General features: G+C 35.7%; 18 protein-coding genes. All 18 read left to right on the plus strand.

Features of this window, described 5'->3' with window-relative positions:
• Positions 1-53 precede the first annotated feature (53 nt).
• Positions 54-197, plus strand: a complete 144-nt coding sequence (locus tag K0A91_RS00265; protein WP_295006977.1) for a hypothetical protein — start codon at positions 54-56, stop codon at positions 195-197.
• A 15-nt stretch (positions 198-212) separates the two neighbouring features.
• Positions 213-563, plus strand: coding sequence for a hypothetical protein (locus K0A91_RS00270; protein WP_295006978.1), 351 nt, complete (start codon positions 213-215; stop codon positions 561-563).
• Positions 564-976: 413 nt separating this feature from the next.
• Positions 977-3,427: an SNF2-related protein gene (locus K0A91_RS00275; RefSeq protein WP_295006980.1), complete on the plus strand. Its 2,451-nt coding sequence runs from the start codon at positions 977-979 to the stop codon at positions 3,425-3,427.
• Between the two features lie 81 nt (positions 3,428-3,508).
• Positions 3,509-3,745, plus strand: a complete 237-nt coding sequence (locus tag K0A91_RS00280) for a hypothetical protein (protein ID WP_295006982.1) — start codon at positions 3,509-3,511, stop codon at positions 3,743-3,745.
• 306 nt (positions 3,746-4,051) lie between these two features.
• The gene (locus tag K0A91_RS00285) at positions 4,052-4,375 is read left to right on the plus strand and encodes a hypothetical protein (RefSeq protein ID WP_295006983.1); all 324 of its coding nucleotides are present in this window, start codon (positions 4,052-4,054) and stop codon (positions 4,373-4,375) included.
• Entirely contained in the window at positions 4,372-4,854 is a 483-nt protein-coding gene (locus tag K0A91_RS00290) for a hypothetical protein (RefSeq protein ID WP_295006985.1), read from the plus strand. The genes K0A91_RS00285 and K0A91_RS00290 overlap by 4 nt, the downstream gene beginning before the upstream one ends.
• Entirely contained in the window at positions 4,851-5,090 is a 240-nt protein-coding gene (locus K0A91_RS00295; protein WP_295006987.1) for a hypothetical protein, read from the plus strand. The genes K0A91_RS00290 and K0A91_RS00295 overlap by 4 nt, the downstream gene beginning before the upstream one ends.
• 1 nt (position 5,091) lies before the next feature.
• Positions 5,092-5,496, plus strand: coding sequence for a hypothetical protein (locus K0A91_RS00300; protein WP_295006989.1), 405 nt, complete (start codon positions 5,092-5,094; stop codon positions 5,494-5,496).
• A gap of 23 nt (positions 5,497-5,519) precedes the next feature.
• Complete coding sequence (locus K0A91_RS00305; protein WP_295006990.1) at positions 5,520-5,711, plus strand: hypothetical protein; 192 nt, start codon at positions 5,520-5,522, stop codon at positions 5,709-5,711.
• 156 nt (positions 5,712-5,867) lie between these two features.
• On the plus strand, positions 5,868-7,457 hold the full coding sequence (locus K0A91_RS00310; protein ID WP_295006992.1) for a hypothetical protein: 1,590 nt from the start codon (positions 5,868-5,870) through the stop codon (positions 7,455-7,457).
• The gene (locus K0A91_RS00315) at positions 7,454-7,849 is read left to right on the plus strand and encodes a hypothetical protein (RefSeq protein ID WP_295006994.1); all 396 of its coding nucleotides are present in this window, start codon (positions 7,454-7,456) and stop codon (positions 7,847-7,849) included. Before K0A91_RS00310 ends, K0A91_RS00315 begins: the two co-directional genes overlap by 4 nt.
• Positions 7,842-8,108 carry a hypothetical protein gene (locus K0A91_RS00320; RefSeq protein ID WP_295006996.1) on the plus strand — a complete coding sequence of 89 codons (267 nt, stop codon included), beginning with the start codon at positions 7,842-7,844 and terminating at the stop codon, positions 8,106-8,108. Before K0A91_RS00315 ends, K0A91_RS00320 begins: the two co-directional genes overlap by 8 nt.
• An 89-nt stretch (positions 8,109-8,197) precedes the next feature.
• A complete protein-coding gene (locus K0A91_RS00325) occupies positions 8,198-8,503 on the plus strand; it encodes a hypothetical protein (RefSeq protein ID WP_295006998.1) in 306 nt (101 codons plus the stop codon).
• 107 nt (positions 8,504-8,610) lie between these two features.
• The gene (locus K0A91_RS00330; RefSeq protein ID WP_295007000.1) at positions 8,611-8,778 is read left to right on the plus strand and encodes a hypothetical protein; all 168 of its coding nucleotides are present in this window, start codon (positions 8,611-8,613) and stop codon (positions 8,776-8,778) included.
• Entirely contained in the window at positions 8,775-9,758 is a 984-nt protein-coding gene (locus tag K0A91_RS00335) for a toprim domain-containing protein (RefSeq protein ID WP_295007001.1), read from the plus strand. Before K0A91_RS00330 ends, K0A91_RS00335 begins: the two co-directional genes overlap by 4 nt.
• A 173-nt stretch (positions 9,759-9,931) precedes the next feature.
• On the plus strand, positions 9,932-10,186 hold the full coding sequence (locus K0A91_RS00340) for a hypothetical protein (RefSeq protein ID WP_295007003.1): 255 nt from the start codon (positions 9,932-9,934) through the stop codon (positions 10,184-10,186).
• A gap of 284 nt (positions 10,187-10,470) precedes the next feature.
• Positions 10,471-11,184, plus strand: coding sequence for a hypothetical protein (locus K0A91_RS00345; RefSeq protein WP_295007005.1), 714 nt, complete (start codon positions 10,471-10,473; stop codon positions 11,182-11,184).
• A 317-nt stretch (positions 11,185-11,501) separates the two neighbouring features.
• Positions 11,502-12,518 (plus strand): DUF6094 domain-containing protein, encoded by a 1,017-nt coding sequence (locus tag K0A91_RS00350; protein WP_295007007.1) that lies wholly within the window; start codon positions 11,502-11,504, stop codon positions 12,516-12,518.
• Positions 12,519-12,578 lie beyond the last annotated feature (60 nt).

The following is a 12,578-nucleotide window of genomic DNA, read 5'->3' on the forward strand; positions in this document are numbered from 1 at the left end:
CGTGGGATTCCGCAAGGAACTCCTATGTCTTATTTGGCCTGGGAGGACTTGTTATGCTTGAATTAGTTATTGAGCTTGAAAAAGAGTTTCAAGAAAAAGAAAAAAAAGACAGAGTTGCAGAAGCGGATAAAAACTTTTTTAGCTCTATCGCAAAAAAAGATGTCATGAAGTTTTTAGCCTCATCGCAAAACAAATAGGCAGGAGGCTTAATTATGAAACACATATATATAGTTCTATTTTTAATAGAGCTATTTGCTATTGGATTTATGGTTTATGAACTGGCAAAGATATTGTCGATAAAAGTAAAGAAAAAGTGGGATAAAGTATTGACAAGATGTGCTAATGACGTAAAGTACAAAAACAGAATTGCTTCTGTTATATTTTTCTTTTCGGACATGGGTCCTAATGTCTCTTCCTTTTCAATAATTGCACTCTTTATTACTAGCGAGGAAAACGGTTTGATATTGACTGTAATCTTTTTTGCGGGTATAATGATAAAGGAGATGAGTAGAGAATTTAAAAATATATTCTACTCCGAAATTGAGAAAAGGAGTTCACAATGAACGCTTTTATCGGAACTTTAATACTCGGCAGTATAGTGGCATTTATAGCCCTTAGTATATGGGCAATAAAGAGCCTTGAAAAAGACAGACACAACCATAAACCTACACACTAAATAAATCCCCCTAAAACATCTCAATGTTAATTTTTAACACTGATTAAGTTCAGAGGGATTTCTACATTCATTTTTTTGTCGCCTATGGCACGAACATTTACTTTGTGCCATAGGGCGCATTATGTAAATTTTTTCGTACCTATAGGCTTTCTTAATTAAATAAGCGGACTATTTCCGCATAGCTGAGGAGCTTATTATGAAAAATTTAAAAATAAAAAAATGCACCAATGGTTCGGCAGAATATATTGCTGAATTATTAGCAGCAGGACTCAAAGTAAAAATTTATCTAGGAGGAAAGTAATGATAACTCAAAAACTAGATGAATTAATAACTTCAAATGCTGAAGTATTCAAGAAAGAGTTAAGAAAGGTTATCAAGCCATCTTTTGATGGTTTAGATAATCCTATAAGATACTCCAATATAATAAATAACATTGTCTCTCAATCGAGCAGGGATCTTTTGTTAAGACAATCAAGACTGGTAGCGGCAGGAACAGAGTATATAGAAAACAGAAAGAATAAGTCTCTTATAATTTCTGCGGAAATGGGGAGTGGTAAAACCACTATGGCAGTGCAGATGAGCATGAGCCAAAAACTATGTCCGGTGTATTTTATAGCTTGCCCGCCACACTTGGTTAAAACTTGGCAAGAGGAACTAGAGATCAACTATAAAGACAAATCTGCTTATAAAGCAATAGTTGTTAAAAGATTTGAAGATCTAGCACCTTACGCTAAGCGCAACTTGTGGAACGATGGAATTAAATACTATTTTATAGTAGCGAGAGAAACATTAAAGCTCTCGTATCCAAAAGTTCCTGCGGTTAGAATCAAAAGAGAGTATATAACCACAGAAAAGGAGCTTGACGGACAATCATTGTTAGTTAAGCAATTAATCAAAGTAGCAAAGTGTCCTGATTGTAATGCTACAGTCAAAGAAGGAAGTGAGCACGGAATTGATACTTCTACGGTACCAATGAAGTGTGAATGTGGGTGTGTCTTAAGACAACCTGACAGAAGTGTTTCTAAAAAAATGGGAACTCGTGAAGCGATTGCGGATTACGTTTTTAAGAACTTTACAAAAGGTTCTTATAATGTCATACTCGATGAAGTTCATGAGTACAAAGGTGGAAATACAGGGCAGGGCAACGCTATGGCTAGACTCGTTTCTGGTGCTAAAAAGACAATAGCTCTTACTGGTACTTTGATGAACGGGTATGCCTCTTCGTTATTTTATCTTCTCTATAGATTAAACCCACACTTGATGAAAGTTAAGTTAGGTTTTGACTATGAACAAGTTCAACAATTCGTAAGTACCTATGGTGCTCATGAAGAGATAGTTGAAGCTAAAGAGGTAACGTGTGAAGGAGTTGTAACTCGTATGGGCAGAAGAATTAATGTGAGAGAGAGAGCAAAAATTTCTCCATATCTTTTGTCTGTATTGCTAGATATGACAATCTTCTTAAGACTTGATGAGATTAAAATGCCAAGTGACTTACAGTTGCCTGACTATACAGAAATCATTGATCTCGTTCCAATGGAAGAAAAGTTGAAAAGTCCATATATTAGCTATCTTCAAAAGATTACTTTGCAAATACGAAAAGATAAAAGACTGTTAGGAAACTTAGCTACCGATGCTATTGCAATTCCCGATATGCCTTTTATGGCTAGAAGTGCACAAGACAAGGTGTTTTATGAACCAGAGTTCACAAGAGAAGAATTTGGTACAACGGCAAAAGAAAATAGACTTGTAGAGAATGTTAGAGCAGAGCTTGATGATGGAAGAAACTGTTTGGTTTACCTTACTTTTACGAACCAAGTCGTAGCCACTGACATAACAAAAATTCTACAAGACGAATTTCCAAGCAAAGTTATCAAATTCCTTCCTAGCTCCGTGGCTCCGACAAAAAGGAAAGAATGGATAGAGAAAAATCCTTGCGATGTTCTTATCGCTAACCCTGAGTTGGTTAAAACGGGATTGACTCTACTACAATTTCCTACAATAATCTTTTATGAAACAACTTACAACATCTTTACCTTGAAGCAAGCAAGTCGCCGTAGTTGGAGAATAGGTCAGAAATATCCTGTAAAGGTTATTTTTATGGCTTATGAGAATACTCCACAGCATAAAGCTTTAGAGCTTATAGGTGCTAAGGTTGCAGCGGCTAATAGTTTAGAGGGTAGATTAAGCGGAGACGATGATTTGTCGGCGATGGGAGAAGATGAGGAGAATATCCAACTCGCTCTTGCAAAGGCAATTCTAAATGACGAATCCGCTTCAAAGGAGATCAAGACGGCTACTATTTCCAATTTTGGTAATGATAGAGATTTTGATGTTTTTGAGCTTTATTATCAAGCTAAACTCGATGAATATAAAGCAAATCAAGAGGAGGAAGTTGTTGTTTCTGATATTAAAAAGATCACCACTAAAGAAGAAGCAAAAGCTTCTTTTGTTGATCTAAATATTGATTTTGAAGAGATTTGGAGTCAATATGAAAAGTCACACAATTTTGTTACCACAAGAGCATTTCAGCTTTGGTGGGATGTGAATAAAACCTCTTTCGAGGAAGACAAAGATGAAAAAATCGTCTTTGATTCTCTTCTTGACTATGACGGAGAAATAACATCAAATACATTTTTCTACTACTCTGGCAAAGGAAAAAATCAGAAAAAAATTGAAGTTCAAGCTTCAAATATTGCTGATTATATTCCAGAAGATGCGCTTAAAAATGGAGTGCAGTTGAGTTTATTTTAGTTGCTCATTTTTTGAGCTTACCCACGAGGGAATAGTTTCCCTCTAGGGAATGCTCTCTCTTTAACTCATTAAGGAGGAAAAATGAATATCTTAGAAATGTTTAAACATATTTCGCTGCTACTCTATATATTTTTCTCTAAATACAAATTAAACACAAATGCGATATCAAGTGTTTTTCTCGGTGTCGGTACGGGTGTTGTGGCTAATGTTATGTTTGTCTTAACAACAGATAAAGATTTTGATAGGCTTGGTTTGTCATTGTCCTTTTTGTTAGGTATAATATTATTAGCAATTGGTAGCTTAGAGAAAAAGGAGTAGCTATGGAAAATTTAATTGGAATGATACCTTTAGCACTTTTTACATTAGTTGCTATTATGTATCATGTAGGACACAATGAATACAAAAAAGGAAGAAGAGCTTAATAAGCCTCTTTTCCCTCTACTAAATTAAATCCCCCCCAAAAAACATCTCAATGTTAATTTTTAACACTGATTAAGTTCAGAGGGATTTCTACATTCAAAAAAAGTTGCTCATAAGAGCCAATCCCCAAACAGGGGCAAGACATACCATGTCAAATCCCTGTAGGGATTGGTATGTTCTGATTTTTCTTTTGAAGGAGAAATAATGACAACTTTGCAAGACATTATAAAAACGCATGTATGCGGAGAGATTTTCAGCGAATTCCCAACAGATCTAGGACAGCATCCATTTGACTTTTTTATGACATATGGTATTGATGTTGACTTGCCAATTTCACACCCTGCTTTAGCGGGATGGGGATTTATGGTTTGTGAGCAATATGAATACGAAACGGTCGAAAGCTTAAGAGGATTGATGGTAAATCAACTAGATTCTATGCTTGAATTACAAAAAAAAATACAAACTTCATCTAAGGTAATTATTTCTAATGAATTTGTGATATTTGCTACAACAGGAGGCGTACTATGAAAAAGTTTTTAGTACCATTCGAGGAACAAGAAACAGTTTGGTGTAAATACCTCATAACAGTTGAAGCAAAATCAGCGCAAGCTGCACTTAACAAAGTAAAAAAGGTAGTTGCAAGAGGAGACTCTATACAAGTTAACTTTGGTTTTGAAGAGTGTGAGTTTGTTGAGATTACAGAACACATTCATAGTGATTGCGAGTACAACATTGACGACTATTCTGTTGATGATGTTGTGGCTTACGATGATCGTATCGCTTGCGAATTAAGTCTCTCGGCTTTTGATATAGCTAGGTATGGGAAAGATGAGCTTTATAGAATGGCTGAGGAAAAATTTATGAGAGTAGGTTTGGATTTGGACATTCAAGATATGGATTTAATTCCTATCAAAATTGAAGAGCATTATGTAGCATATAATGCAATACCGACTGAATATATCAGAACATTCAGCAATGGTGAAACTGCCAAAAGGATTTTAAAATGAGAGAATATGATAAAAAACTACAAACAAAAAAGTTTACTGTTGAGATTTCAACTGCCGATCAGTATGGCTATTTCGAGCATGATGTTTATGGCGATGAATTAGCCGGCGGACTTTGGTTTGAAAACAATGAGTTGGTTGATTTTGATGGTGTGTTTGCCTTACCTATACAGGTTGCAGATGCGATAATCGAACTCGGCTTTAAAGTAGATAAAGACATTTTTTGTGAGGAGGTTTAAAATGACATACATCATAGAAAAATCTTATAACAAAAAACATAGCGATTACAAAGGTATCTTTGAAAATATTAGAAACGAACTAAGTCTTGCTCATCTTGTTGGCAAAAGAACACTAATGACTAATGTTAATGGTGTAACAACTTTGTTGCTTGAGGGTGCAGGATTTGAAATCGTGGAGAATTTTAAAAGAAACCTCGTTCAAAAAAATGGAAAAAAGGCAGTCTTTGTCGGTCTTGATGATTGGTCTCGCCCTGTTTTCAGAATTAGAAATACAAAAACAGGAAGATTGTTTCCTGCTGTTTTTCTTGAAGAAAATTCAGAGGGGAAGCCAATGCACTCAATGACCGATTGGGATGAGCCAGATTGCCCGTTAGAAGAAGAATACCAAGTGGGGGTTTTAAGATGAGCGTCTACTATGAAAGAAACGGTATGAAAATTACTCGACTTAGAGATAGTGGCAGTGAATTTTTTCCTACGCTTGTATTTAAAGTCGAAATTGAAGGGCAGAAGCCTAGAATAGACAAAGTTTCTTCTGTTAATGAAATACAAAAATTTATGTATATCGCTACAGAGGCAAAAACAAGAAATATGGCAGAGGTTTACTACGATATGATTTTATAAATCTGCTTGTATAAAACTTCACATTAGGCATTTAGCCGCAAACTTAGAGTTAAATCTATAGTGGCTAATGCCTACTATAGTGCTCTTTTTTTTGTGGCTATCAATATTTAATTTAGCAATAAATTTACATTATTTTTTAGCACATAAGGAGAAACTATGGGTGCTTATTTATATTTTAAAACAACTTCTAATCCAGACGAGGTTAATGATTATTTGGAAACAAATGTTATTCAAAAAAAGTTATCTGAATTGGATGAGCAGGGCATATTTGTTGTAGATGGAAAACATCTTGAATGGGTAAAAGAAAACAGACCTGATCTTTTGGATTTTGAAGCGCAAAAATTCGGAACTGGAGATTTAAAAACCTCTGGCGGCATCTCTTTCAAAGCAGATGAAGCAGGTTATGATGAAGAAAAACTGCTTGAGATGTGGACGCAGATTTTCGAGGAGCTGAACAAGCGATTTGAAATGAAGTATTACGCTCACTCTTGCGCTTTTAGTGAAGATGGGCATTATTTCTCTATCGAGCAAATGAAGCGCATTACTCAAGACGGCAAGCTTCTAAGCGGCAAAACAAGTTCAAAAGAGCATGTGATCGAACTATATAATAAATACTATTCTCTATTATCTCAACCGGAGGCGGAGACGTTTGATATGTCGATTGTCGAAGAGAAGGACGAGATAAAAGTAGAGGGAGTATGGTACACCGTTAAAGATAGTTGGAAAGGTCTCTGTATTCAAATAGTGTATAACACTATACCTATTGAAGATATAGAAGAGATACAAGACTTCAAAAAACATGTACCTAAGATTAGATACAACGGCGCAGTTGCAGACATGGAAGCCTATATATTAGACAATGGCACTTTGCTTTATGTAGAATGTGTAGGTCAGGAGTCAATGGTTAAATCTGTTACCTCTGTTTTGATGCAAGGTCGTATGCAAATGAACAACCACACGGTTGATGCAAGTTTTGGATATTTTTCCATTAACAAAGCCGGAAACAGAAGAAAAATAGTCTCTCTTGAAGATGGTGTTGCTCATGCAATACTTTATCACTCTCCGTCAATACAAGATACAAATTTTAGTGTTCTTATAGGTAGAGATAAAGATGAGATAATGGTTTCTTTTTCTACATGGATGGAAAAGAGTCAACCGTTGCCATACCCGAAAGAACTAACCTCTCAAATTTTTGTTTCTCTTCAAAACAAAGAAAAACTAATCGAGCTTACAACATTCAATATCGAGGCTGTTAAGATTGATTTGTCTATCCTAGAAGATGAGTATCATGATTTGCAAGAGGTTATCTTGGAGGTATGTAAAACAAACGGATTGATTGACCCAAATGCAGAACCAATGAAACAAAAAGCTCCTCTTCCTAAATCTCCGATACTTTCTGAAAAGCAAGTAGAGTTGATTTATGAAACCCTCTCAAAAATGCCAAAGACAAAAGAAACAGAAGATACGGCAATCAAGCCTATTGGATTAAAGTTATTCACAAGCGGAATGACTTGGTACGTTGTTGAGGCGGATAAGGGTAGTGAGGATGATGAGTTTACAGGTTTGCATCCACAAGCTTTCGGATATGTTAAAAATGAAGCTGACGAATGGTGTAGTGAATGGGGTTACATAAATATAGAAGATGTTATTTCGGTTGGTGCTGAAATGGATTTGTACTTTGATGATATGTATATCAAAGGCAAAACTATCGGCAGACTAGAAGAATTAGCTAAGGAGGCAGCATGACTACGGTAGTAACAACTCAAGAGTTTTATGACAAAGAACATGCGCAAGATTATCTTAATAATGAGATGGGATACATCGAAATAGGAGAAAAAATTTGCATTTCTTGCACTCTTGGTGATATTACTTTGACCAAAGAGCCATCTTTGTTTTATTTAGAAAAGTCAATAGACGAATGGAGAACACCTCCTTTCTCTGATCTACCTTTTTCACAAGGTTATGCGATTCAAGAGATTATAAACTCTATGCAGATACCAAATGTTGAAAAAGTTGGTTGGGGCACTCTTAACAGCAAAACTTTGTTGTGTGTAAAAACACCAAAACAACATCTGTTTTTTACAGATGATGGATGCAAGATTGAGGCTTTGTATTTTGAGGAGGTTTCAGGTGCTTGATTTAGAAATGTTGGAAAAACAGCTCGATGAGCAAGGAGAGATTGTGTTTAAGCACAACGGTACAACTATCTCTATTTGGGAAACGGACCAAGGAGACGAAAACATCAGAGGAGAGGATTATATGAATTATATGTATAACCTTTTTGATACTGAAGAGTTTGAATCTGAGGGCGAAGATGCAGTCGAATATGACGGCGGGCTTTGTGAAGGTGCTCCCGAAGATGCTATTGAGATGGCGATTGAACAAGTAGCAAAATAATAGTTTAACTCCATACGGAGTTTATGCGCTAGCATAGGACTCCGTATGGACTCCTATGCCTAATTTTTAGTCTGGGAGGACTTATTATTATGAAAAAAGAGAAATTATTAAACATCAGTTCTGTGGAATATGACAAAGCGGAGGCGACTGCATTTTTTCATGCAGTAGTGGCTCCTGTACTTATGGCTATGCTCTCATATCTAGTTAGCGCAGATCCTATTATCATAGGACTTACCTACACATTGTTGGCAACGGCAATAAACCTCCATAGAAGCTTCAGCGATGACGCTTTCGTAGAGGAAAAAAGCAGAATGTATTTCGAGCATTTGAGATACCTTTTTGTTTTTGGATTACTTGTTGTTGCGTATATGTTCACAGGAGGCTCAAATGTATGATTACATGAACTCCGACTATGAAGAACTAAACGAGCTCTTGAACGAAGTGGCAATTGATGAAATCAACTGGCTCTTTACAGAAGCATTTCAAAACTAAAGGAGGCACTATGCTAAAAATTGTAAAAAAAGCATCTAATAAACAAATTGGTTGCGATTTAACAAAGGTTACTTCTGCTCCTTTGGTGAGTGAAAAGAAAAATAGCCAAAGCTATAAAATGGAGTGCGGTCTAAACGCTTTTGTTTGTGGCAATCGAAAAATGAGGAGAGTATCATGAGAGAACAGATGGCTTCGGCTTTAATTTCTCTTGGTTATGAAATCAATAGATCCTGGCAATTCAAGCTAAGGGATGAACAAACACCGTCTGCCAAAATAAATACAGATGGAAGAGTTCACGACTTTGGAAGTGGATTTCACGGCGATCTTATTGATGTTCTTCAAGAGTATCACAATATGGATTTTAAAGCTGCAAAAGATGAAGCCAATAGATTATTAGGGATAGAGGTTCAAATTGATTTCACAAAGTTTGATTCATCAAATGGAGAAGTTGACAAAAGACCTTTACCCGATGATTTTATGATCCCCCATAGAATAGATGCACAAAATAATCGTCAAGTTTATCTTGCGGAGTTAAAGCAACTATTTCTAGGAGATTATGATGGTAGAAAACTTTTAGCGGTAGAGTGGCAAAAAATTCTCGAAGTGGCAAAAAAATACGACATAGGCTTTAACAAAAAGTCTGGTCGATTAATCATGCCAATTAGAGATATTGACGGCAAAATACGAACATTTTGGAAGTATAAGAAAAACGGTGCTGATTTTGTTAAAGAAGATGGAAAGGTGATTAAACATCGTAAAGTCCTCTACACAAAAAATAGACCTCGTCCTCCTTTTGCGATATTGGACTCGATAGAGTTTGCAAAAACTCCTGATATTCCGGTTTTAATAACAGAGGGCGAGAAAGACGCACTTATTGCAAATGCCAACGGCTTAAGAGCTATTTGTATAGGCGGTGCAGGCGCTTCCAAAAGAATAAAAAATGAATATCTCCGTCTATTTAGTGGTTTAAAAATCATAATAGCAGGAGATTACGACAAAGCAGGTATCGAGTTTAATCAAAACATTCTTGAGCAACTAAAGCCTATTGCTAAATCTGTAACCGTCTTAAGATGGGAGCAGAAATCAAAGCAGGATGGTTTTAAATTGCACAAGAAATTTGATATAGCCGACTACTTCGCATGGAAAAACAATAAATAAGTAAACTCCACTAGGAGTTCAACCGCATATTTAATATGTGTGGCTAGGACTCCGTATGGACTCCTATGCCTAATTTTTAGTCTGGGAGGACCGTTATGATAAATTTCATTTTTAAAATTTATTTTACAATAGATCCTGCTTCTTAGTTTATTATAATCACGAGTATCTTTCTGGTGCTAAGCGGTACAACTAGAAAATTTGCAGTATTTATTCTCAAACATCCTTTTAGTCTCAGAGTTTCTGAACTGATTGGAAAACTTACTTGGGGATTAGGTATTTCAGTTTCTGGTGCTGCTGTTTACACAAACCCAACTTGGAGTGTTATAAGTGACAATGTTTTTATACTTGGCGCATTTATGATGATACTTGGAGTTGTCATAGAAGAACTATCAATTATGATAAGAGAAAAGAAGAAGGAGAAAAAGTAATGGAAATTGGAGCAAATGTCGTTTTAGTGTCATTAACACTATTGGCTATCAGCTTGGCGCAAGGTTATTTTTACAATTAAGCCTTAATGCTATTTGCCTGATAGAGCACAACTGCCAATAAAAAAACAGATGATAAGAGAGTGATTACAATGGTTTCCATTTAAAATCCTTTTTTATCTGGATTATAACATAAGTTTAACTCCATGCGGAGTTTATGCACTAGCATAGGACTCCGTATGGACTCCTATGCCTAAAATTTTTAGTTTCGTTAGGAGGAACTTATTATGAATTCAAGAAACTTTTTGAAGCCAAAGAACTTCAACATCAAAGCGAAATCGCTAAGTTTTGAATCAGTTGAATTTATGACTGATTTAGAGAAAAAAAAGATTTACATTAACTTTGTAAAACTTCTAAACAACCATTTTAAACGCACTCTCTTTAAGAAAAATCTATACGAACATTTCCATTGTCATTGTGGCTTTATTGCCCACAACAACATTCATGGGTTCTATGGAGAGTATTTTGAAACTGCCGCAAACTTTCATTTTAATGTAAATGGCTATACAAATCCTATGCACGAGTGCGGTGGAAATCTGAATAGCAAATCTACATTATCTCACGGAGAGCAGTTTTATGCGATCTATGAAGAGTTAAACGGAAGCAGGTACAGCTTAGGTGCGTTTCACAACCAGATTTGTGGAAACATGAATTATGGTGACTACAGAGACTTAGATGATGCAATAAAAGATGCTTTTAGTGAGTATATGGAAATCTGGAGAGAAGAGATCAAAAAAGCTATTAAGGCTTGGGATAAATTCAATGCAGGTCAAAAGGTACAAGAGCTAAGAGAAGAACAAGAAAAAATCAAAACTCAAAAATTAGAGCTAGAGTCAAAAGAGAAAGTGCCGGAAGTTGCATTGGTAAAAGAGAGTGTTAAAACACAATCAAAGCCAATAACGCAAAAAGAGCAACCAACTCTATTTGACTTTGTAGCTTAATACAAAACAAGGATTGAGCTATGACTGAAAAACAAGATATAAAAGTTACAAAAAACTAAAAACTTCACACTGGTATTATATAGGAGACTGTGGAAATTAGAGCGTATATGAAACATGTGATTGTGTTTTATTTGCTGTCTCAAAAGTTTCTGAAAAGGTCTCTTTTGAAGTCTATTTTGATGAAGATGAAGAGTTTGTAATTTATTAATAAAAAATAAAAAAGGAGTCTATCATGACTTATATAGAGTTATTAACAGTTGCTAAACTTAGCCAACCAGTAAACAATACGGATTACAAATGTCCGATAGGAGCTTAAAATGGCAAGATTAGCATGTGAAACTAAAATGGGATATTACCCCACTTCCACAAAAACAATCCAAAAAGTTATAGATAAAACAATATCTTTTCCAGAAGATAAAGTTGTCTATGCTTTAGATTGTTGTGCAGGAGAAGGTGAGGCGATAGATTTTATCGGAAGTACTTACAACTGCAAAACTTTTGCAGTTGAATTGGATGATAACAGAGCTAAAGTTGCAGTGGCGAAACATATTAACAAGGTGCTAAACGCTGATGCTTTAAGTGGTGTTAGAAAAAGCAATCATTGGGTAGGTCTGAATTTTTTAAACCCTCCGTATGATGTTAGTGCATCTGGTACTAGATTAGAGTTGGACTTTATCGAAAGATGGGGATTGACAACTTCGATTGGCGGGGCTTTGATTCTTGTAATCAATCCATCGAGCGCAGATGACAAGATGACAGAAAAGCTTAGACTGCAAGGGTACAGACCTGTAGTTTCTTTTTATGATCCCGAAAATGAGGATTATAAAAACTACGGGCAGTTTTTTATGGTATTGCATCAGCAACTACCTAATTTTAGAGCTAGTTTGGAGAAGTTCTATTCTCTCTTTGAGAATCCTTTAAACATAAATGATGATATTGATTTTGAAAAAATCTCTATCAAAACAGGCGCAGAGCCTCAGCTGTTTAAGGAGATCGAACTTCCAAGATGGAAAGTTGAAGAGCATCTTGCAAAATCAAAACTCAAAAAAGTTTTCTTTGATGAGTTAAGACAAGCAAGCATGATTAATTCTTCGATAGAACATCCAAACGAAGGGCAGGCGGCGATACTTATCGCATCAGGCGCTCTAAATAAAAAGCTTACCTTAGCTGACGGCACTGAAGTAATTTTAAAAGGTACTTCGACAAAAGAAAAGACGCAAAGTGCTCAGACAAACGACGATGGAATAGTTGACAAAGTAAAACTTGTCGATCATTACAAAACGGTTGTATATGGGTTAAGTTTAACTCATGGGCAGTTTGTAAAATATGCTTAAATAAAACACCCTAGCAGGGAACATATTTCCCTGTATAGGAGAATACTGTTCCTTGCTTAT

It is taken from the genome of Sulfurimonas sp. (assembly GCF_019429335.1).
Classification (GTDB): Bacteria; Campylobacterota; Campylobacteria; order Campylobacterales; family Sulfurimonadaceae; genus Sulfurimonas.

Bases quoted from the DNA above. Each gene is read 5' to 3' on its own strand.
- K0A91_RS00265 (WP_295006977.1), top strand. From the start codon at position 54: ATGCTTGAATTAGTTATTGAGCTTGAAAAAGAGTTTCAAGAAAAAGAA.
- K0A91_RS00330 (WP_295007000.1), top strand. From the start codon at position 8,611: ATGCTAAAAATTGTAAAAAAAGCATCTAATAAACAAATTGGTTGCGAT.
- K0A91_RS00325 (WP_295006998.1), top strand. From the start codon at position 8,198: ATGAAAAAAGAGAAATTATTAAACATCAGTTCTGTGGAATATGACAAA.
- K0A91_RS00285 (WP_295006983.1), top strand. From the start codon at position 4,052: ATGACAACTTTGCAAGACATTATAAAAACGCATGTATGCGGAGAGATT.
- K0A91_RS00300 (WP_295006989.1), top strand. From the start codon at position 5,092: ATGACATACATCATAGAAAAATCTTATAACAAAAAACATAGCGATTAC.
- K0A91_RS00310 (WP_295006992.1), top strand. From the start codon at position 5,868: ATGGGTGCTTATTTATATTTTAAAACAACTTCTAATCCAGACGAGGTT.
- K0A91_RS00295 (WP_295006987.1), top strand. From the start codon at position 4,851: ATGAGAGAATATGATAAAAAACTACAAACAAAAAAGTTTACTGTTGAG.
- K0A91_RS00345 (WP_295007005.1), top strand. From the start codon at position 10,471: ATGAATTCAAGAAACTTTTTGAAGCCAAAGAACTTCAACATCAAAGCG.
- K0A91_RS00270 (WP_295006978.1), top strand. From the start codon at position 213: ATGAAACACATATATATAGTTCTATTTTTAATAGAGCTATTTGCTATT.
- K0A91_RS00280 (WP_295006982.1), top strand. From the start codon at position 3,509: ATGAATATCTTAGAAATGTTTAAACATATTTCGCTGCTACTCTATATA.
- K0A91_RS00275 (WP_295006980.1), top strand. From the start codon at position 977: ATGATAACTCAAAAACTAGATGAATTAATAACTTCAAATGCTGAAGTA.
- K0A91_RS00290 (WP_295006985.1), top strand. From the start codon at position 4,372: ATGAAAAAGTTTTTAGTACCATTCGAGGAACAAGAAACAGTTTGGTGT.
- K0A91_RS00305 (WP_295006990.1), top strand. From the start codon at position 5,520: ATGAAAATTACTCGACTTAGAGATAGTGGCAGTGAATTTTTTCCTACG.
- K0A91_RS00315 (WP_295006994.1), top strand. From the start codon at position 7,454: ATGACTACGGTAGTAACAACTCAAGAGTTTTATGACAAAGAACATGCG.
- K0A91_RS00350 (WP_295007007.1), top strand. From the start codon at position 11,502: ATGGCAAGATTAGCATGTGAAACTAAAATGGGATATTACCCCACTTCC.
- K0A91_RS00335 (WP_295007001.1), top strand. From the start codon at position 8,775: ATGAGAGAACAGATGGCTTCGGCTTTAATTTCTCTTGGTTATGAAATC.